Below are 20,343 nucleotides of genomic sequence, written 5' to 3' on the forward strand. Positions count from 1 at the left end.
GCCGGAACCGCGGGAGAAAGTGAGACGTTCGACCGACGCCGGCCGACGGCGGGTGACGGCCGACGCGGCGCCGATCAATCGGCGTACAGCGAGTAGGTGATGACGGCGAACCCGACGAACGTGAGGATCGCGTCGATGAGCAGTCCGGTCGCGAGGTCGACGCCGAGGATGAAGTCGAACGTTCCACCGAGGAGCGCGCCGAGGGTGATGATGCCGAATCCCATCGCGAGCGCTCGCAGCGCCCTCGTCCCGGTCTTGCGGTACGCCTTCAGCGAGAAGTACGTGATGAGTCCGCCGAGGATGAGGATCCCCGTCTTCACCACGATGATTCCCGTCGCGATACTCGTCGTCGTAGTCGTGTGTACCATTATGTTTCCTCCCGTACGGCGGTCCAGATGTCCGCGAGCCGTTCTTCGGGCCCCTGTTCGAGGCGAGCGACCTCGACGTCGAGCTCTCGGGACTCGGTGAGCGCGATCCGGACTTCCTCGAACGCGACGGCGTACGTCGTCGTGTGATGTCCGTCCGAGCGGATCTCCGTGCCCTCTTCGAGCAGTCCCGCGTCGGTGAGTAGATCGAGCTTTCGGTACGTCGTCGACAGCGGAATGTCGCACTGTTCGGAGAGCTCACTCGCCGTTCGCGGCTCGTCCAACGCCCGGACGATAGCTCTCGCGTCTTCGTCGTCGAGCGCGTCGAGGACGGACTGGAGGTCCGCCGACTCGTTCGCGGACGGCTCGCGCGCCATTATCAGATGCTGGAGTACCGCCCGTATTAATCTCCCGGGATGTACTCGCTCGGCGGCGCGGGCCGTCCCGCGGTCGACGCGAAAACGCAGCCGCTACTATATGACGCGCGGTCGAAGCCCGGCGCGTGAGCGACCCGAAACCGTTCAGATACGACACCGAGGTGCCGCCGGGGCAGACGCGGCACCTGCGATACGAGATCAGCGAGACGTACCTCGGCGACCCGGTCGAGATCCCCGTGACCGTCGTCAACGGCGAGCACGGCGGGCCCACGGCGTTTCTCTCCGCGGCGATCCACGGCGACGAACTCAACGGCGTGAAGGTCCTCCAGGAGGTCGCCGACCGGTACGATCCGGCCGCGGTCCACGGCACGATCGTCTGCGTGCACGTCGCCAACGTGCCCGGCTACCTCGCACAGCAGCGGTACATCCCCATCTACGACCAGGACCTGAACCGCTCGTTCCCGGGGAGCGCCCGATCGAACACCGCCGAGCGGATGGCCAACGTGATCTACGAGCGATTCGTCCGCCCCTGCGACTTCGCGCTCGACTTCCACACCTCGACGCGCAACCGGACGACGATGTACCACGTGCGGGCGGACACCAGCAGGCCGGAGGTCGACAGGCTCGCCCGCGCGTTCGGATCGAACCTCGTCCTCTCGGGCGAGGCCGACGCGGGGTCGCTTCGCACCGTCGCGACGAACGACGGCATCCCGACGATCACCGTCGAGATGGGCCGCGCCCACCGGTTCCAGCCGGAACTGATCGACCGCGCCCTCGACGGCGTCGAGAGCGTCTTCGCGGAGTACGGGCTGTTGCCCGACGCCGCCGTCAGGTGGCCGGGGTGGACCCGCGTCGTCGACGGCAACGGCGACAAGAAGTGGCTCCGCGCCGACACGGGCGGGCTCGTCGAGATGCAGTACGGACCCGTGCCGCTGGTGTACGAGGGCGACACGATCTGTACCGTCTCGGATCACTTCAAGGAGCGCGAAAAGCGCGTCGCCGCCCCGTTCACCGGCCTCGTCATCGGTTCGTTGCAGAACCCCGTGGCGGCCCCGGGGCACCCGCTGTGTCACCTCGTCGGCGTCGACGACGCGACGCTCCGGGAGATCGAACGCGAGATAGACGCCGGGGAGTTCTCCGAACGGCCCTGGGTGTGACGCCCGCGCCACCCGCCGAACCCGATCAGAACGCGAGGTAGCCCGCGTTCGGGAGCAGCCCCGAGAGGTACAGCAGCGCGACGGCGGTCATCGTGACGGCGATGGCCATCGCCGGCGGATCGACGTGCGTCCCCGAGTGCGCGTAGAACACGCGCTGGGTGACCTCGCCGACGATCCCGGTGAGCCCGCCGAACGCGCCGGCGACGAGGAGGACCAGCGGGTCGCTGCCGACGACGGGGAGCGCGACCACCGCGCCGACGCTGCCCAGGAGCGTGACGTGGTGGGTGACGGGGATCCGCTCGACGCCCAGGTTGAGAAACAGCAGGCTCATCGCCGAGATCGCATACCCCAGGAACACGCTCCCGGTTTCGAGCCAGATGTAGCCCGCGAGGACGCCCCCGACCAGCCCGATCGCCGTGACGCCGCTCCAGGTGTACTGGTGCGGGAGCCACGGCTCCGTCGCCGGCCGCCCCTCGACCGTCCCGCCGTCGGGCGCGGGCCGCGGCTCGTCGCGCTCGAACGGCGACATATCGAGGACGTTGCGGCCGGCGATCCGACCGACGATCGGGTACCCGAAGGCGACGCGAGCGAGCAGGGCCGTCGCGACGACAGACAGCGCGATCGTGTCCGTCGGAGCCCCGAGGCCGCTCGCGAGGCGGGTGATGAGCATCCCGAGGACGCCGAAGATCCCCCCGACCGCCAGGACGTCCGGTTTCGTCCCGAACGCGAAGCCGATGTTCTTCCCGAAGTGGTAGCTCCAGCCGTCGGGCTCCATCTCCGGGTAGCGCTTGGCGGCGTAGGCGGCCGCGGCGACGCCGCCGGCGAAGGAGACGTGCGGGCCGGTCACCATTCCGAACCCGATCACGCTCGTCACGCCCGTCGCGAGTTCGCCCTGCGGGGCGAGATCGACCGCCTCGATCTCCCGCTGGAGGATCCCGAGTCCCTCCCCGAGGAAGACGACGAACCCGGTGAAGACGAACGCCGGGAGCGCGCCGAGCGCCGCGCCGAACGCCCCGCCGGCGAGGGCGGCGATCACCAACACCGCGAGCCCTTCGACGCCGACCCCGAGCAGCGGCACCTGGAGCGGCAGGTCCAACACGGGCCCTTACTCCTCTCTGGCCCAGTCGAGGGAGCGTTCGACGGCGTCGCCCCACCGCCCGTAGCGTCGATCGGCGGTCGCAGCCGGCATCTCGGGGGCGAACTCCCTGTCGATCTGCCAGTTGTCGCGCAGTTCGTCGACGCTCCCCCAGTAGCCGACCGCCAACCCCGCCGCGTAGGCGGCCCCGAGCGCCGTCGTCTCGTCGACCTGCGGGCGGGCGATTTCGATCCCGAGGACGTCGGACTGGAGCTGACACAGGAAGGAGTTCTTCACGGCCCCGCCGTCGACCCGGAGCGACGTCGTCTCGATGCCCGAGTCGGCCTCCATCGCCTCGGCGACGTCGCGCGTCTGGTAGGCGATCGACTCCAGGGCGGCGCGAACGATGTGTTCCTTTCTGGTCCCGCGGGTCATCCCCACGATGGTCCCGCGGGCGCGACCGTCCCAGTGGGGCGCACCGAGTCCGGTGAAGGCCGGGACCAGATACACGCCGTCTGTCGACTCTACCGAGCGAGCGAGTTCTGCGGTCTGGGCGGCGTTGTTGATGAGATCCACGTCTTCGAGCCACTCGATCGCCGCGCCGGTGATGAAGATCGACCCTTCGAGCGCGTACTGGACCGGCTCGCCCGAGAGCTGGAACCCGATCGTCGTCAGCAGGCCGTGATCGGAGTCGACCGCCTCCGTGCCCGTGTTCATCAGGTAGAACGATCCCGTCCCGTAGGTGTTCTTCGCGTCGCCCCCGTCGAAGCAGGTCTGGCCGAACAGCGCCGCCTGCTGGTCTCCGAGCGCGCCCGCGACCGGAACTGCGGCTCCGAGGAACCCCTCGGGGTCCGTGTGACCGTAGAGCGCCTCGTCGGAGGACGGCCGCACCTCCGGAAGCATCTCCGCCGGCACGTCGAACTCCGCGAGGAGGTCGTCGTCCCACGCCAACTCGTGGATGTTGTACAGCATCGTCCGCGAGGCGTTCGTCACGTCGGTGACGTGGTTGCCGGTGAGGTTGTAGATCAACCACGCGTCGACCGTCCCCATCAGCAGCTCGCCCGCCTCCGCCCGCGATCGGAGGTCGTCGTCCCGCCTGCTCTGCATCTTCAGCGGTTCGGCGTTGTCGAGCAGCCACTCGGTCTTCGTCGCCGAGAAGTACGCGTCGGCTTCGAGGCCGGTCTTCCCGCGGATCCACTCGACTTTGTCTGCCGACTCCAGCTCCTCGACGCGGTCGGTGGTGCGGCGGTCCTGCCACACGAGGGCGTTGTGGACCGGCCGCCCGCTGTCGGCGTCCCAGACGACCGTCGTCTCGCGCTGGTTCGTGATCCCGAGCGCGTCCAACCGCTCGGCCTCGATACTGGCCTCCCGGAGACCGCGCTCGACGACGGCCTGCGTGTTCTCCCAGATCTCGACGGGATCGTGTTCGACCCAGCCCGGCTCCGGGTAGATCTGCTCGTGTCTCTCGTAGGCGTTCGCGACGATCCGTCCGCTGTGGTCGAACGCGATGAACCGCGTTCCGGTCGTCCCCTGATCGATCGAACCGACGTAGGTGGTCGTCATTGATAGCTCTCGGGCGGACGAGCGAGATCGGCGGATCCCGACGTTGTCCTACCGCAGTGACGGCCTCCGCGTGTATAACGATTCCCCACACAATTTCACAGAGGTCAATTTCTGGTGGTATCTGCAGAAATTCAGGTAGAAAAGATCCGAATAGGCGGATACATATCGAACGGGATCGGCTTCGCGTCTCCGGGTCCACCTCAGTCGCCGGAATCGGCCTGTTCGTGCGTGTGGTGGTAGAACCGGACCCGCGCCTCGCCGTCGACGAGGACGGGGTCGAAACAGACCCGCCGGTACCGCTCGTTGTCGAGGAGGTTCACCATCAGTCCCGCGGCGTGTTCGGAGACCGAGTCGTAGTCGGCCCCGCAGACGGGACAGTTCGCCGGGGAGTCGTCTGGAACGTCCATCTGGTGGCAAAGTCGCTCGTCACTCGCGGCCCGAACGGACCTCGTCGGCGACGCGCGAGACCGTCTCGTACCCGTCGTCGCCGTACGTGATGAACCGGACGTCTTCGAGCGTCGCTGGACGGTACGACCGTATCTCCTCGGCGATGATGCGCGCTCCCTCCGCGAGGTCGAACCCGGCGACGCCGCACCCGAGCGCCGGGATCACGACCGACTCGCAGCCGAGGTCGTCGGCGCGTTCGAGGCTGTTACGGGTCGCGTCGCGGACGCTCTCGGCGGTCGCCTTCCCGTCGCCGTAGTGAGGCATCGCGGCCGCGTGGATCACGTACGCCGCGTCCAGATCGTAGGCGTCGGTGACGGCGACCTCGCCGAGGTCGACCGGCCCCTTCGTCACGGCGGCCTGGTTCAGCGCCTCCCCGCCGGCGCGACGGAGCGCGCCCGCGACGCCCGATCCCATCTGAAGGCTCGTCCCGGCGGCGTTGACCAGGGCGTCCGCCGACTGCCGTGCGATGTCGCCCTGGATGACGGTGAACTCCATACCGCCGGTTTGGTCGGCCACGGACAAAAATCTCGGCGGCCGTCGGTCCGACGGCGCGAGGACCGAACCGGGTTCCGGAACCGACCGCGAGAACCGAACGGTTCTTTCCGCGTCCGCCCCCTGCTCGCAGTTATGAGCGACCACGCAGTCGATCCGCCGCTGCTGGAAGCCGTCGCCGCGCGAGCGGTGCGGGCGGGCGGCGACTACCTCGCCGACGCGTTCCGCGACGTCGACGTCGAGGCCGAGTACGGCACCCACGACGTGAAATCGGCCGCAGACCGGATCGCCGAAGACCGCGCGCTGGCCGTCGTCGAGGACGCGTTCCCCGACCACGCCGTGCACGGCGAGGAGTCCGGTCGCGACGGCGAGCACCGCTACGAGTGGGTCGTCGACCCGCTCGACGGAACGAACAACTTCGCCGCCGGACTCCCCTCGTTCGCGACGGCGGCGTGCGTGCTGGAGGAGGGGACTCCGCTGGTGTCGGCCGTCTACGAACCGCTCCCCGACTCGCTGTATCTCGCGCGCCGGGGCGAGGGCGCGACGGTCGACGGCGAGCCGCTGGCCGCCGACAGCGACCTCGAACTCCCGCAGGGGACCGTCTCCTTCGTCGTCGGGCTTCCCGCGGTCCGCGACGACGACCACCGGGCCGTCGCCCGCGAGGTCGAATCGGCTGTCGACGCCCGCTGCAAGCGCGTCGTCAACACCTGGTCGCCCTGCGTCGACTGGGGGCTCCTCGCCCGCGGGGGACTCGAGGGCCTCGTCGCCTACCGCCCGGACGTCTACGAGCAGTACGCCGGCGCGTTGCTGGCCGAGGAGAGCGGCGTCATCGGCCGCGCCTTCGACATCGGCGCGGGTGGCGGCGACCTCCAAGAGGCCGCGGACCCGAGGGCGACCGGCGTCGACGGTCTCTACGTCGCGGCACCGGACCGCGAGACGTGCGACCGACTCGTCGAGGCGGCGACAGAGGCACTGTAGCGGCCCTTCGCGGACCGATCCTCGCCTCGGGCACGACGCCCGACTCGCCCGCCGGAGAAGCCCGAAGTACCTGCGGACCCTACGTTCGGGTATGGATGTCCTCCGAATGCGGTGGACCGACGCCCTGTTCGCACACTGGCCGGTCGACCCGAGCGTCGTGTCGGCCCGGCTCCCGGCGGGGTTGGAGGCGGCGACCTACGACGGACGGGCGTGGCTCGGCGTCGTCGGCTTCGCGATGGAGGACATCAGGCCGCGGGGGTCCCCGGTCGGGCTGTCGTTCCCGGAACTGAACCTCCGGACGTACGTGCGACGCCCCGGGAGCGACGACCACGCGGTGTACTTCTTCAGCCTCGATGCGGACGACCGGGTCGGCGTCGCCCTCGCTCGAAGACTCTTCAGACTGCCGTACTTCCGCGCGGAGATACGCGTCACCCGCGAGAGCGGGGAAATGATCGACGACGACGCAGGAACTCGTGACGACGCGGTGACGCTCCGACACCGGCGGACGCACGCGGACGCGCCGCCGGCGCGGTTCGGGGGGACGTACCGCCCGCTCGAAGATCCCTCGCCGCCCGCCCCGGAGACGCTCGAACACTTCCTGACGGAGAACTACCGGTTCTACACCGAGGGGGACCGGCTGTACTACGGCGACATCGATCACCCGCCGTGGCCGCTCGCAGCGGCCGAGGTCGACATCGAGTCGAACACGCTGTTCGCGGCGAACGGCTTCGAGCGCCCCGCAGGCGACCCCGTCGTTCACTACGCGCCGGGAACGGAGGTGACCGCGGGCCGGCTCCACGCCGTCCGGTAGGTCGAAATCGCGGAACCGCCCCGGTCGCGTATCAACTGCAGAGAACCGCGACGCCGGGGGCCGACGCCCGCGACCGAACCGCCGGGTTTCAAGCGCCGTCGGTCCTTCTCGCACCCTATGGTACTCGACACCGTGATGACGACCCTGCACGTCCTCGTCGGGGCGCTGTGGGTCGGCAGCGTCGTCTTCGTCGCCGGAGCGATCCTCCCCGCCGCGGTCGAGGGAGCCCTGGACGCGGCCCCGCTCGAGAAGATCGCCGACCGGCTCGTCTACCTCTCTCGCGGGTCCTCGGTCGTGATGTTCCTCACCGGCGGCCACCTCGCCGGCACGCGGTACACGATCGAGACGCTCACCGGCACCGGCCGGGGACACCTCGTCCTCGCGATGCTCGCGCTGTGGCTCGCCCTCGCGGCGCTCGTCGAGGTCGGACGGAGCCGACTGGTCGACGGGTTACAGGAGAAGCGCGTCCGGACGCCCGCGGCCGAGGTGACGACGGTCTTCCGCGTCGCGGCGGTCGTCGGAATCCTGCTCCTCGTCGACGCGGGACTGCTCGCCTCCGGACTCGCGCTCTACTGATCGACCAGATGAACCGACTCCACCCCCGCATCCGACTGCTCTGGGTCGGCCGATCCCTTCTGACGGCCGTGATTTTCGCCGGCATCGTCTTCGGGGTCGGCCGCGTCGTCGATCCCGCCTGGCTCCCCGCGTGGGCGCCCGCGGCGGTCCTCGTCGCGTTCGGCGGGCTCGGGTCCGCCTTCGCCGTGCTCCGGTACCGCGCCTGGCGCTTCGAGGTCCGCGAGGACTCGCTGTACCTCGAACGCGGCGTGCTCACGAAGGTCCGGACGGTGGTCCCGTTCGTCCGCATCCAGCACGTCGACACCTCGCGCTCGCCGACCGAGCGACTCGCCGGCCTCGCGAGCACCGTGGTCTACACGGCCGGCTCCCGCGGTGCCGACGTCTCGGTGCCGGGGCTGACCCCGGGCGACGCCGACGACCTCCGCGAGCGGCTGAAGCGGCTGGCGATCCGTTCGGAGGGCGAGGACGCCGTCTGAGATGCCCCGATCGCTCTCACCGCTGTCGGTCCCGTACCGCGTGCTCCAGCGCGGCGGCGGTCTCGCCGTCGGTCTCGCGTTCGTGCTGAGCGGCGGTGTCAACCTCCCGTTTCTCGGTCCCGCCGGGCCGCTCGTCGTCCTGGCCGTCGCCGGCGTCGCGGCGGTCGCGCTCGTCGGCTACGAGACGGCGTACGTCCGCCGGTTCAGCTACGAACTCACCGCCGACACGCTCGATATCGACTCCGGCGTCCTCTCGCGCCGGAGCCGAGAGATCCCGCTCCGTCGGATCCAGAACGTCGACATCTCGCGGAACGTGATCCAGCGGCTGCTCGGCATCGCCGTCGTCTCCTTCGAGACCGCCGGCGGCGGCGAGACCGAGGCACAGCTCCGGTACGTCACCTTCGAGGAGGCCAAGCGGCTGCAAACGGAGCTCGCGCGGCTGAAGCGGAGCGCGTCGACGGACGCGGAGGGTTCCGCGGCCGACGCCGCCGACGCGGGGTCGGTCGAACCGGAATCCACGGAGCTGTTCGCGCTGGACCGAGGCGAACTCGCGATCCTCGGCGCGCTGTCGGTCGACCTCCGGGTCCCCGGGGTCCTCTTTCTGCTCGTCTCGACGCTCGGGTCGACGGTCGTCTCGACGTACCTCTCGGCGGTCCCCGGCGCCGCGCTGGTGGTCGTCGCCGGCGTCCTCTTCGTGGCCGTCGCGGCCGTCTCCTGGATCGTCGGGGCCGCGGCCGCGATCGTCGAGTACTACGACTTCAAGTTGGTCCGCTCCGGCGACGAACTGCAGTACGAGCGCGGCCTGCTCCAGCGCTACGACGGGTCGATCCCCTTCGACAAGATCCAGACGCTGACGATCGCGGACAACCCGCTGAAGCGGCACTTCGGCTACGCGACGCTGTACATCGAGACGGCGGGCTACACGCCCGGGGGCTCCTCGGGGTCGCGCGGGTCGGAGGCCGCGATCCCGCTGGCCGAGCGCGAGCACGTCCTCGACCTGGTCGAAGAACTCGAACCGGTCGGGGACGTCGACTTCGAGCGGCCGCCCCGTCGCGCGCGGCGGCGGTACCTCGTCCGCTCGCTCCTCGCGGTCGGCGCCCTGACGGGAGTCCTCTACGCCGCGCGCGCGCTGCTGTCGACACCGTTCCCCTGGTGGCCGCCGCTGCTTCTGCTCCCGATCGCGGTCCTGTACGCGCACGCGACGTGGCGTCACCGCGGCCGCTGGCTGGGCGACCACCACGTCGTCACCCGCAACGGCGTGCTCAGGCGGAGGACGAAGATCGTCCCCTACTACCGGATCCAGACGATCATCGACTCGCGGAGCGTCTTCCAGCGCCGACTCGACCTCGCGACCGTCACGGTCGACACCGCCGGGTCGCTCTCGCTGGGCGGGCAGGACGCCGCGGCGGTCGACGTGTCGGGGGCGACCGCCGACGGACTCCGTGACGAACTGGAGACGCGTCTCAGTCGCGCAGTCGACGCCTACCGCGCCGGCCGCGCCGGGATCGGGATCGAGGACGAGTACGCGCACGGACAGAACGGGGCGACCTCCGAGGACGGCGGCGACTCGGCGGCGAACACGGGAGCCGATCCCGGAGCAAACACCGGGGAAGGTCCGGTGAAAGACACCGACGGTGGCGACGCCGGAAATGCACGGACGTCGTCCTCCGACGAGGACGCGTGACGCGCCCTGACGGCTCTCGTCCTGTCTGAGGGGTGCCCGTGAGTAATTCGCTGCCTCGCGGTAGCGGACATCTCGAAGACGCGAACGGCCGACAGCGTCAGTCGTCGGCGGCGGGCGGCGCCACCGCGCGCTCGGGGGAGACGGGTTCTGCCTCCGCTTCCAGGCCCGTCCACGAGAGTTCCTCCTCGTAGTGGAAGGGCTCGTGTCCGCGAGTCGGATCGACGACCGTCAGCGAGAGCCAGTCGTTGTCGAGGAGCGTGGTGAGTTCCGGGTGCTCGGCGAGGACGTCGGTCACGCGGTCGACGGGCGCGTGGATCACCGTCGAGAGCCGGAGCGGCTGGTGGTGGGGTTCGCCGTCCGTGCCCGTCACCGACTGGAGGGGAAGCCCGCGCATGAGGTCGCCGCCGTTGCCCTGGAAGACGCCGACGTTGCCGACAGGGTTGTGGGTCACCTTCGAGCCGCTCCCGTAGACGGCCGTGTCGACGGTCGCGAAGTAGTACTGGGCGCTGATCCACTGGGTGACGACCATCGGGCCGGTGAGGATCCCCTCAAGCGCGTCGCCGTCTGGGTCCGCGCGCCAGTCGTAGGAGTGGAGGAAGGCGCGCCCGTTCAGGTCCAAGTCGGCGGTGAGGTCCCGCGGCCCGACGACGAACCCCGCGTTGCCGGCGAGGCCCCACTCGGGGCGTGTTTCGGCCCAGTCGCCGGCGCGCCGTTCCGTCTCGCGCTCGGGGTTCGAGGGGTCCGCACTCAGCGATTCGGCGCGCTCTGCGGCCGCGCCCTCGGCGGCGGTCGCGAGGTCGGCGCGCAGCCGCTCGACGTCGGCCTCGTGGCTGGCGGGGACGGCGTCGTCGTACAGCGACACCTCGTCGGTCGTGGTGTTGTGTTCGGCGGCGACGAAGACCGTGTCGTCGGGAATCTCGATGCCCCGCGACGCGAGCGCCGCGCGCACCGCGTCGTCGTTGCAGATCGACGCGAGGACGCGGGCGTTCGGGCCGCCGGGGTTGCCGGCGCAGGCCCCGCAGTCGAGGCTCGATCCGAAGGGGTTGTTCGACGTCTCGCTCGCGTGACCCGCGAACACGACGACGCGGGCGAACTCGTCCCACCCCATCAGCTCGAAGGCCGTCGCGGCGTACTCGACGCGCTCTTCGAACGTCATCCCCAGCGGGAGGTCGTCACCGGCGTCCTCGTCGCGTTCGAGGGTCTGACCGCAGAACTCCCGCGCGTTCGGAACCCGCTCGTCGACCGCGCTCAGGAGGTCGCGGACGCGACCCGGCAGGAGCGTCCGGGCCGCGAGCGCCGCCCCGTACCCGCTCCCGGACGTCTCCACGAAACTGAACGCGGTCGCGGCGTTCGACTTGAGCGAGTGGAGGAGCGTCTCGCCCGCCTCGACCGCGTCGGTCCACCGGTCGTGGCTCGCGTGGCGGTGGTCGTGGCCGTCGGTCGGGCGCTCTTCGATCCGGTGGGCGGCGTCGACGATCGGCGGACACGCGTCGGTTCCGACGTCGGAACCGTACCCCTCGTAGCGCATCGGGACGCCGAAGAACCCGGCGTACCCGTGCGTCTCGTAGTCGCCCGTCGATTCGATGTGCCGGCGGACGACCTCCGAGCGCGTGTCGATACAGAAGACCAACTGCGCGTCGGGGCGGTCTTCCTCTTCGGCTTCCTCGCGGGCGGCGCTCTCCTCGGCGACGGCGTCGACTAGTTCCCCGCGGTACGTCGCCTCCCAGGCGTTCAGCCACGCCTCGGCCAGCGGGACGTCTCCGTCGCCGTCGACCTCGGCGCCGGCGGACGTGACCGGGACGTCCGCCGTCTCACCCACCGCCGCTTCCGGCGCGATGGGCGCACCGAACGCGTCGGCGAGCGTCAGCCGGACGGCCAGGTACCCCGGGAGCGAGATCGGGTGCGCCGACTGCCAGGGACCGCCGTCCTCGACGCGCTGTCTGATCAGGCCCGTCCAGCCGGGGAGCGCCGAGAGGTGGTGCTCGAAGATTCCCACCCACTCGTCCCGCGAGTGCCCGTCGAGACGGTCCGCGAGGGCGTCGATCGGGTCCTCCGGGAGGTCGGCGATCGCTGCGCTGTCGGGAATCTCCCCGTCGTAGCGTGCGACGGACCGGAACGCGCGGTAGAACCCCTCCGAGCGGTCCGCCATCGGCCACTCCGCGCGGCCCTGATCGAGGAAGGCAGCCAGCCACTTCGTCAGGACGCCGTCGACTCGATCCGACGGGGTCGTCTCGGACTCGTCGTCGGCGTCGTTGTCGGCGGCGGCCTCGACGGACGTGTCACCGTCATCGGACTCTGCGGACGCCATCCGATCGAGGAGCGTCTCGGGGTCGGCGTCGTACCCGTTCCGCTCCAGTTCCTCGCTGAGGACCTCCGTGTCGATCCGTCCCCGCTCCCACGCGCGGCGGAAGACCGCGGCGCTCGGATACCCGTCGCCGCCGAACAGCCGCTCGCCCTGGGCCACCGCCTCGTGGAAGGGCCGGTCCTCGAACCCGGCGAGAGGGTTGGCCGTCACGAACGAGTGGAGCGGCCAGACGCGGCCCACTGCGCTCTCTGCCTGCTCGATGCTGTCGCGGATCGCGGTCTCAGTACTCATTGTAGTCCTCCGTCGAATTCAGCACCGTCGCGGACGGCGGGCGGGACGCGTTCAGGAGCGTCACGTAGAGACGCCGACTGCGACGGTAGACGCCCGTCTCGATCGCGAGGTACGCCAGGACGAACGCGGCGGCGACGAGGCCGTGCCCCGCGGTCAGCGGCGCCGGTGCGGCGACGACCGGCAGTCCTGCCAGTACGGCCTCCACGGCGCGATAGACCATTCCGTAGACGGCGATTGCGGGAAGGAACACCAGCGGGACGACCGCTGCCCGGGCCACCACCGGGAGCGCGGTCTGGGAGATCGTCTCCCGCGTCGCGTGCAGCGTCGTCAACACGACGACGAGCGCCAGCAGGAGTCCGCTGTCGAGTCCCGCGCCCTTGCCGGTGAGCCACACGAACACCGCCCCGCCGGCCACTGCCGAGAGGATCGTCGCGACCGTGCCGACGGCCCCCAGGGAGTCGCCGTTGGACTCCGCTGTCGGGCTCGTCCGTTCGACCCGGCTCCCCGACGAGAGGAACTTGTAGGCCTTGTAGAACCCGTGCAGGACGAGGTGGGTGATGGCCGCGCCGAAGAAGCCGAGGCCGGCCTGCATAATCATAAAGCCCATCTGACCGACCGTCGAGCAGCCGAGCCGACGCTTGACGTCGGGTTGAACCGACTTCAGGAGCTTCCCGCCCAGCGCGCTGACGGCACCGACGACGACGATCCCGAGCATCACCTCCGGGTTCGCCGTCACGACGGGCGCGAACCGCACCAGCAGGATCCCGCCCGCGTTGACGAACCCCGCGTGCATCAGCGCCGACGCCGGGGTCGGGGCGGTCATCGAGGCGAGGAGCCAGGCGTGAAACGGGAGCAGCGCCGACTGGATCATCGCCGCCAGCACGAGGAGTGCGGAGACGAGAAGCACCGTCGACGCCGGGAGGGACCCGACCGATGCGGCGATCCCGGCGACGGTCGTCGCGCCGGTCTGCCACCACAGGACCGCGACGGCGAGGCTCAGCAGGCCGCTGCTCGCGAGGAAGTACCGGCGGGCGAGGGCGGCCGCCGCCTGCGCCTGCGGCCACCCGCGGACGTGACCGATCAGGTCGGCCATCACGAGCCCCATCGCCAGCCACGCGACCGCGAAGAGCGCCGCGTGGTTCGCGGCGACGAGGACCATCACGACCAGCGTGAAGGCGAACACTCTGGTGAAGAACCGGGCGACCCCGTCGTCGCCGGCCATATACCGGCGCGAGTAGCTGTGGACGATCCCGCTGAAGAACGTCACGACGACCCACAGCAAGAGCGTCAGTCCGTCCACGGCGACGACGTCACCGAGCGTCCCGGTCGCCGACCACCACCCCAGGAGTCGCGCGGCGAGCGCCCCGAGGCTCGCGACACAGAGCGCCCACACGAGTCGCGTGAACGCGACCGGCACGAGCGTCGTCCGCTCCGGACTGGCGTTCGGCAACTCTCCGACCGTCGTCGACTGGTTCTCTCCCGTCATTCTCGAACTTGTGGTCGGTCGGGGACCGCGGCGGCGGATCGGACCGCCACGAACGGAACCCGTCCGAATCACCTCTTCGTAGAACAAATTGCCTATTAAATCTACTTATCTGAACAGAACGTTCTATAATAGAACATTATAGAACATTATGTTCTTGGAGAGAAAGGGAACGAAGGGGGAGGAGAGAGGTGGGGACGAGGAAGGAAAGAAGAGGGTAAGCAGGGGGAGACGAAGGGAACCCCGACTGGTCGGTCCGCCGCTGCGAACCGGCGAGTACCGCGGTACCCACCGGACACCGGACCCAGCGCTCCGGGCGAAAATGAGTCGAGCGGTCGACAGCGCCGTTCGGTAGCCGGTTCCGGTCAGTCGGGGTCGAACGCGCCGAACGGTTTCGTCTCGTGACTCCGGACGAGCACCTCGTCGGCGACGGTCAGGCCCATCTCCAAGAGTTCCTGTGCGACGGGCGTGATGTCGTCGTCCGTGTGCCCGACGACGGTGACGAGGAGGTTGCGCTCGCCCGTGACTAGCTCCTGGACCGAGACCACGCCGTCGATCTCCAAGATGTCCTCGACGAGTTCGCCGCGTTCGGGGATCGAGGCGGTACAGAAGAGCAGCATCCGGAGCGGGTACCCGGAGGCCTGGTAATCGACCTCGGCGCTGTACCCCTTGATGATCCCGTCGTCTTCGAGGCGGCGAATTCGCTTACGGACGGTGCTGTCGGAGGTCCCAGCACGTTCGGCGATGTCGCCCGACGACACGTTTCGCGCGTCCTCCTGGAGCGCGTGGAGTATCGCCTTGTCGACGCCGTCTATCTCCCGGTCGGACATAGCGGGGCGTTCACGCGGCGCAGACTAAGGTACTTCGGCTCGGTCGGTGTGACGAGGGGTATCGCGACCGCCGGCCCCGGAGCGGTTCGCGTTCGCGGCCGACCGGATCACGCCTCTCGGGCGTCTTCGATCTCCCGTCTGAACTCCCGCGCCGTCTCGGTGATCGTCTCGAACTCGCCCGCGGCGATCGCCTCCTCGTCCATGATCGCGCTGCCCGCGCCGACGACGACCGCGCCCGCTTCGACGTAGTCGGCGACGTTGTCGAGGTCGATCCCGCCGGTCGGCATCAGCGGAATCTGCGGGAGCGGCCCCGCGATGCTCGACAGGTGCGAGGGCCCCATCGACGAGGCGGGGAATATCTTCACCAGATCCGCGCCCGCCTCGTAGGCGCTGATCGCCTCCGTCGGGGTGAGCGCGCCGGGGGCGACGAGCGTCCCGTAGCGGTTGCACGTCTCGACGACGCCCTCGTCGACGGTCGGGCCGACGACGAACTCGGCGCCGCTCGCGATCGCCGACCGGGCCGTCTCCCCGTCGAGGACGGTGCCCGCGCCGACGATCGCTTCCTCCTCGGTGAACGACGCCGACACCTCCTCGATCAGGCCCATCGCCTCGGGGTTGTCGGCGGTGATCTCGAAGGCCGTGACGCCGCCGGCCGCGAGCGCGTCCGCCACCTCGATGATCGTGTCCGCGTCGGCGCCGCGCATCACCGCGACGACGCCGCTGTCCACCAGCCGCTGCATGTCCTCGCTCGCGTCGAGTGTGACCATCTCCCCTCAGTGTGTGAACTGCGTCGAGATAAATCCGACCGTCAGTCCGTCCGCGGGACGGCGAGCGCGCCGGCGACGAAGAACGCCACGGCGAGGACGGCCACCACGAGGAGGTTCGGGAGGGCGGCCGTCGCCGCGTCGGCGTAGGTCACCGCGCGGATTCCGCGGGCGACGTAGGTCAGCGGCGAGAGTCCGAGCGCGGGGCGGAACCAGACGGGCAGCAGGTCGGGCGTGACGAACGTCTCCGAGAGGAACAGCAGGGGAAGCGCGATGGCGTTCGAGGCCGCGATGACGCCGTCCTGGGAGTCCGCGACGCGTCCGATGACCGCGCCGAGCCCGCAGAACAGCACGACGCCGAGCGCGACGAACGGGACGACGAGCAGCGTCGCGGGCGTCACAGGCAGCGCGGTCCCGGTGACTGCGACCGAGAGCGCGAGCAGCAGGAGCGCGGCGATCCCGATGACGACGACGTTGACGAGCGACTGGGCGAAGAGCCACTCCGCCCGGGTCAGCGGCGTCGTCGCCAGCTTCTCGAACCGGCTCCCCTCGCGGTATCGCGCCACAGTGCTCCCGATCCGCGACAGCGGCGTGAACAGCACGACGACGGCGAGGTAGCCCGCGACGTAGTAGCCCTTCGGCTCCGCGAAGAGCCCCCCGCCGGTCGGCTGGGTCTGCACCAGCGCGCCAAAGATCACCACGATGATCGCCGGGAAGAAGAACGTGAAGAAGACCGCCGTCCGCCGACGGAGGAACGCGTGCCAGGCGGCGGTGAACTCCGCACGGACGCGTCCGAGGCGGGTCATCGGTCCGCCTCCTGCGATCCGCTGTGGTCTATGTCGCCGTCGACACCGGGGCCGACGGCGACCCCGGTGTCGCCACCCCCGTCCGCGAAGAACTCGCCGGTGAGTTCCAGGTAGACGTCTTCGAGGTCGGGCTGTTTCCACGTCAGCGACTCGAAAGGGACGCCTCGGTCCTCCAGCGCGTCGACGACGTCGCCGATCTCTCTGGGATCGACGCCCTCGACGACGAGGCGACCTCCGGAATCCGAGACGTCGAAATCGAATCCCTCGCCGTCGAGGTCCGCGAGCACGGCGTCGGACCCCGCCACGTCGGCATCGGTGTCGACGAGCAGCCGACTCCGACCGCCGTGGGTCTCGATCAGGTCGCGCGGGGGGCCGACCGCGACGAGGCGCCCGTCCTTCAGGAATCCGACCCGGTCGGCGAGCCGTTCGACCTCGGCCATCGAGTGGCTGGTGAGGAACACGGTCGTCCCGCCCGCGGCGAGCCCCTCCAGCAGTTCCCAGAGGTCGCGGCGGCCGGCGGGGTCGATCCCCGTCGTCGGCTCGTCGAGGAAGAGCACCTCCGGGTCGTTCACGAGCGCGATCGCGACGCAGACGCGCCGCTTCTGCCCCCCCGAGAGCGTCTCGTACCACTGCTCGGCGGTCTCGCCCTCGATACCGACGTCCGCGAGCACCGCGTCGGGGTCGCGCGAGTCGTCGTAGAGACCCGCGTACTGCGCGAGGAGTTCGCGGGCGGTGAGGCGCCCGGCGGGCGAGAACGACTGCGGGAGGAGGCCGATCCGGGACTTCTCGATCTCGGCCGGGTCCGCGCTCAGGACCGAGACGCCCCCCTCGACCGCGGTGGTCCCGGTGAGCGCGCGGACCAGCGTCGTCTTGCCCGCGCCGTTCGGGCCGACGAGCCCGAACACCTCTCCGGTGTCGACCGAGAGCGAGACGCCGTCGAGCGCGGTCACGTCGCCGTAGGACTTTCTGACGCCCTCGGCGACGAGTGCCCCTGTCATACCTCCCCGTCGGGACCGTCCGGTGGTAAGCCGTTCGGATCCGGTCCGTCGGCGTCGACTCCGGTCCCGTTCGACACCCGCCGGACGACCGCCCGGTTCGCCCCCGGCGGCGGCCGAATCGTCCTTGTGTCCAGGGACCGTCGTGCGGATATGGACCGTCTCCGTCGCCGCCGGTTCCTCCGAACCGGTCTCGCCGCTGGAATCGCCTCCTTCGCCGGGTGTGCGACCTTCGAGCGTCACGAAGAGGCGGCGGGCTCGTCGGGAACGGAACCGGCCGACGCGGGGGCGGAATCCGAATCCGATGCCGACTCGAACGCCACCCCCGGCGAGTCGGGAACCGAACCGCGAATTCCGACGCCGCGCGAGACCGGCGGTCCCCGGCCCGCCCTCGACGACGCGGCGGTCGCGCTCGACCCGGTCGCCGACGGACTCGCGGCCCCGCTGGATTTCCTCGCGCCCGCCGGAACCGACCGGCGATTCGTCGTCGACCGCGACGGCCGGATCTGGGAGGTCGGCGCCGGCGGCCGGCGGTCGGCTCCGTTCCTCGACCTCTCCGATCGGGTCCTCCTCGGGGGCGAGCGCGGCCTCCTCGGTGCGGCTCCTCACCCGGAATTCGCCGACAACGGGCGGCTGTACGCCCGCTACAGCGCTCCCGCCCGACCGGAAACGCCGGGCGACTACAGCCACACTTCCGTACTCGCGGAGTTCACCGTCGACCCGGAGGCGGACGTCGCTTCCGACGCCGAGGAACGGACTCTCCTCGACGTCCCGCAGCCGCAGTCGAACCACAACGCCGGCGCGCTCGCGTTCGGCCCCGACGGCTACCTCTACGTGGGGTTCGGGGACGGCGGCGGGGCGAACGATATCGGGTCAGGTCACGTCGACGACTGGTACGACGCCGTCGACGGCGGCAACGGTCAGGACGTGACCGAGAACCTGCTGGGGAGCATTCTCCGGATCGACGTGGACGGCCGCGGCGGCGTCGACCGCGACGGAGAACGGCCGTACGCGATCCCCGAGGACAACCCGCTCGTCGGCCGCGAGGGCCTCGACGAGCAGTACGCCTGGGGCTTTCGGAACCCCTGGCGGTTCTCCTTCCACGGCCGGGACTGCTACGTCGCCGACGTCGGGCAGAACGCCTGGGAGGAGCTGAACCTGCTCGAAGCGGGGGGCAACTACGGCTGGAACGTCCGCGAGGGCGCCCACTGCTTCCGAGCGGAGGGGTGTCCGACCGCGACTCCCGACGGCGATCCGTTCGTCGATCCCGTCGCGGAGTACCCCCACGACGGCGACGGCGTCAGCGGGATCTCGATCATCGGCGGTGTCGTCGTCGAGAGCGATACTGTCCCCCACGTCGGGGGCGCGTACCTCTTCGCCGATTACGTCGCGCAGGGACGGCTGTTCGCCGTCGACCCCGGCTCGGAGCCCCCGTGGACGGTTCGCACCGTCCCGGTCGTCGGCGGCGACGACCTCGGGCGGTTCGTCCTCGGGTTCGGTCGCGATCAGGAGGGAGCGGTGTACGTCCTCACGACCGACGAGAGCGGGGGCGACGGCAGCACGGGCGCGGTGGCGCGACTGGCCGCGCCCTGACGCGGAGCGACCGGACGTGATCCGCTCGCTACGATACCTACCGCCCCGCGTCGGTTCCGTTTCCGACGCCGCGGTCCCCCCTCTCGTCGACGTCGTCGGCTTCGTCGGTCTCACCGGCCGCCTCGTCCGGTTCATCGCCTGCCACGTCGTCCGTCCCGTCCCGTTCGGCGTTGTCGTCCGTCTCGTAGTCAGGCCGTTCAGCGTTGTCGTCCGTCCCGTCGGCGTCGTCACCGGCCTCGCCAGCGTTGTCACCGGACTTATCGGCGTCGTCACCGGCCTCGCCAGCGTTGTCACCGGACTTATCGGCGTCGTCACCGGCCTCGTCTGCATTGTCACCGGCCTCCTCGGCCGCCTCGCCGCCGGCGTCCTCCGCAGCGCCACCACGGCCCGCTCGCGGTTCGACCTCCTCCTTGATCGACGCCAGCTCCGCCTCCACGTCGACTTCGGGAGCGTCGTCCGCGACGCCGTCGTCTCTCCTGCCGGAGTCGCTCCCGTCGTCTCCCTCCTCGTCCGTCGTCTCGTCCTCCGCGCCGAGTCCCGCGTCCGTGACCTCGATCTCGACCGGGCCGGAACCGCCGCTCGCGTCGGCCGCAGAACGGCCCCCGGGCGTTCCGCCGGCGTTCGACGCGCGTCGGGAGCCCGAACGCCCGCGTTCACGCTCCCCGGAGGCTTCTGCGAGCCGTTCGGACACCTCTTCGGAGAGCCGCCTGGCGTCTTCGAGGAGGTCTCTCGCGGGCTCGTCCTCGGGGAGTTCCGATTCGGAGAGGGCCGTCTGGAGTTCCGAGAGCGCGCGTTCGACCCCCGTGACCGCGCCGCGGCCGACGCCCGCGACGCCGTCGGTCATCCGTGCGGCTGACGACCGCCCCGAACGGTTCTCGGGATCGAACGCCGAGCGTTCGGGGTCGGCCAGTCGGAGGACGCCGCGGAGCAACTCCAGCGACTGGATGGCCGTCTCCAGCGTCGCGATGAGCGTCGGCAGCGTGTACTGTTCGGTGAACCGAAACAGCTCCGAGAGCGACGGCGGTCGCGGACGCTCCGGAACCGATCGCCGAGCGGGACCCGCCCGTCGGCCCGCGCGGTCCCGCACCGGATCGGATCGGCCGCCCTCTCCGCTCCCGCCCTCGCGGAGTTCACCGCGGAGGTCCGTGAGCGTCGCTTCGAGTTCGTCCACCAGATCACGGAGGTCGTCGTCGCGGTCGGCAGGGGGCATACCCGACCTTGGGTTCGCGCGGGCAAAAGCGTGTGCGCCGCGGTCGGCAGCCAGTTCTCCGCGTC

The 20,343-nt window shown here is 70.3% G+C and carries 20 protein-coding genes; 7 read left to right on the forward strand and 13 right to left on the reverse strand.

The window, feature by feature from the left end:
- Positions 1–74: 74 nt before the first annotated feature.
- Complete coding sequence (locus DV707_RS08765; protein ID WP_103992184.1) at positions 75–368, reverse strand: DUF7521 family protein; 294 nt, start codon at positions 366–368, stop codon at positions 75–77.
- Positions 368–742 (reverse strand): winged helix-turn-helix domain-containing protein, encoded by a 375-nt coding sequence (locus tag DV707_RS08770; RefSeq protein ID WP_103992185.1) that lies wholly within the window; start codon positions 740–742, stop codon positions 368–370. Before DV707_RS08770 ends, DV707_RS08765 begins: the two co-directional genes overlap by 1 nt.
- A gap of 125 nt (positions 743–867) precedes the next feature.
- On the opposite strand from DV707_RS08770, the gene DV707_RS08775 reads away from it, so the two are divergent.
- Positions 868–1,899, forward strand: a complete 1,032-nt coding sequence (locus tag DV707_RS08775) for a succinylglutamate desuccinylase/aspartoacylase family protein (RefSeq protein WP_103992186.1) — start codon at positions 868–870, stop codon at positions 1,897–1,899.
- A gap of 25 nt (positions 1,900–1,924) precedes the next feature.
- On the opposite strand, the gene DV707_RS08780 is transcribed toward DV707_RS08775, so the two are convergent.
- The 4 genes from DV707_RS08780 to DV707_RS08795 form a co-directional block, all read right to left on the reverse strand.
- Entirely contained in the window at positions 1,925–2,998 is a 1,074-nt protein-coding gene (locus DV707_RS08780; RefSeq protein WP_103992187.1) for a hypothetical protein, read from the reverse strand.
- Positions 2,999–3,004: 6 nt separating this feature from the next.
- Positions 3,005–4,537: a glycerol kinase GlpK gene (glpK, locus tag DV707_RS08785; protein WP_103992188.1), complete on the reverse strand. Its 1,533-nt coding sequence runs from the start codon at positions 4,535–4,537 to the stop codon at positions 3,005–3,007.
- A 200-nt stretch (positions 4,538–4,737) separates the two neighbouring features.
- Positions 4,738–4,944: a hypothetical protein gene (locus tag DV707_RS08790; RefSeq protein ID WP_103992189.1), complete on the reverse strand. Its 207-nt coding sequence runs from the start codon at positions 4,942–4,944 to the stop codon at positions 4,738–4,740.
- 19 nt (positions 4,945–4,963) lie between these two features.
- Positions 4,964–5,479 (reverse strand): macro domain-containing protein, encoded by a 516-nt coding sequence (locus DV707_RS08795; RefSeq protein ID WP_103992190.1) that lies wholly within the window; start codon positions 5,477–5,479, stop codon positions 4,964–4,966.
- 132 nt (positions 5,480–5,611) lie between these two features.
- Here DV707_RS08795 and DV707_RS08800 point away from each other — a divergent pair, with 132 nt between their 5' ends.
- The 5 genes from DV707_RS08800 (at position 5,612) to DV707_RS08820 (ending at position 10,001) form a co-directional block, all read left to right on the forward strand.
- A complete protein-coding gene (locus DV707_RS08800) occupies positions 5,612–6,454 on the forward strand; it encodes an inositol monophosphatase family protein (RefSeq protein ID WP_103992191.1) in 843 nt (280 codons plus the stop codon).
- Between the two features lie 91 nt (positions 6,455–6,545).
- Entirely contained in the window at positions 6,546–7,265 is a 720-nt protein-coding gene (locus DV707_RS08805) for a YqjF family protein (protein WP_103992192.1), read from the forward strand.
- Between the two features lie 117 nt (positions 7,266–7,382).
- Entirely contained in the window at positions 7,383–7,841 is a 459-nt protein-coding gene (locus DV707_RS08810; RefSeq protein ID WP_103992193.1) for a CopD family protein, read from the forward strand.
- Between the two features lie 8 nt (positions 7,842–7,849).
- Positions 7,850–8,317 carry a PH domain-containing protein gene (locus DV707_RS08815; RefSeq protein WP_103992194.1) on the forward strand — a complete coding sequence of 156 codons (468 nt, stop codon included), beginning with the start codon at positions 7,850–7,852 and terminating at the stop codon, positions 8,315–8,317.
- Position 8,318: 1 nt separating this feature from the next.
- The gene (locus DV707_RS08820) at positions 8,319–10,001 is read left to right on the forward strand and encodes a PH domain-containing protein (protein ID WP_103992195.1); all 1,683 of its coding nucleotides are present in this window, start codon (positions 8,319–8,321) and stop codon (positions 9,999–10,001) included.
- Positions 10,002–10,098: 97 nt separating this feature from the next.
- Here the strand turns inward: DV707_RS08820 and DV707_RS08825 are convergent, their stop codons facing one another.
- The 6 genes from DV707_RS08825 to DV707_RS08850 all read right to left on the reverse strand — a co-directional run bounded on the left by DV707_RS08825 (position 10,099) and on the right by DV707_RS08850 (position 17,478).
- Positions 10,099–12,597: a DUF2309 domain-containing protein gene (locus DV707_RS08825; protein ID WP_103992196.1), complete on the reverse strand. Its 2,499-nt coding sequence runs from the start codon at positions 12,595–12,597 to the stop codon at positions 10,099–10,101.
- Positions 12,587–14,083 carry a proton-conducting transporter transmembrane domain-containing protein gene (locus DV707_RS08830; RefSeq protein WP_103992197.1) on the reverse strand — a complete coding sequence of 499 codons (1,497 nt, stop codon included), beginning with the start codon at positions 14,081–14,083 and terminating at the stop codon, positions 12,587–12,589. The genes DV707_RS08825 and DV707_RS08830 overlap by 11 nt, the downstream gene beginning before the upstream one ends.
- 362 nt (positions 14,084–14,445) lie before the next feature.
- Positions 14,446–14,910 (reverse strand): Lrp/AsnC family transcriptional regulator, encoded by a 465-nt coding sequence (locus DV707_RS08835; RefSeq protein WP_103992198.1) that lies wholly within the window; start codon positions 14,908–14,910, stop codon positions 14,446–14,448.
- Positions 14,911–15,017: 107 nt separating this feature from the next.
- On the reverse strand, positions 15,018–15,677 hold the full coding sequence (locus tag DV707_RS08840; RefSeq protein ID WP_103992199.1) for a bifunctional 4-hydroxy-2-oxoglutarate aldolase/2-dehydro-3-deoxy-phosphogluconate aldolase: 660 nt from the start codon (positions 15,675–15,677) through the stop codon (positions 15,018–15,020).
- 41 nt (positions 15,678–15,718) lie between these two features.
- A complete protein-coding gene (locus tag DV707_RS08845; RefSeq protein WP_103992200.1) occupies positions 15,719–16,480 on the reverse strand; it encodes an ABC transporter permease in 762 nt (253 codons plus the stop codon).
- Positions 16,477–17,478 carry an ABC transporter ATP-binding protein gene (locus DV707_RS08850; protein ID WP_103992201.1) on the reverse strand — a complete coding sequence of 334 codons (1,002 nt, stop codon included), beginning with the start codon at positions 17,476–17,478 and terminating at the stop codon, positions 16,477–16,479. Before DV707_RS08850 ends, DV707_RS08845 begins: the two co-directional genes overlap by 4 nt.
- 150 nt (positions 17,479–17,628) lie before the next feature.
- Here DV707_RS08850 and DV707_RS08855 point away from each other — a divergent pair, with 150 nt between their 5' ends.
- Positions 17,629–19,068 (forward strand): PQQ-dependent sugar dehydrogenase, encoded by a 1,440-nt coding sequence (locus DV707_RS08855; RefSeq protein ID WP_103992202.1) that lies wholly within the window; start codon positions 17,629–17,631, stop codon positions 19,066–19,068.
- A gap of 37 nt (positions 19,069–19,105) precedes the next feature.
- Here DV707_RS08855 and DV707_RS08860 read toward each other — a convergent pair whose 3' ends face one another.
- A complete protein-coding gene (locus DV707_RS08860; RefSeq protein ID WP_235010797.1) occupies positions 19,106–20,278 on the reverse strand; it encodes a DUF7547 family protein in 1,173 nt (390 codons plus the stop codon).
- Positions 20,279–20,343: the final 65 nt, after the last annotated feature.

This window comes from Halobellus limi (genome assembly GCF_004799685.1).
Taxonomy (GTDB): domain Archaea; phylum Halobacteriota; class Halobacteria; order Halobacteriales; family Haloferacaceae; genus Haloquadratum; species Haloquadratum limi.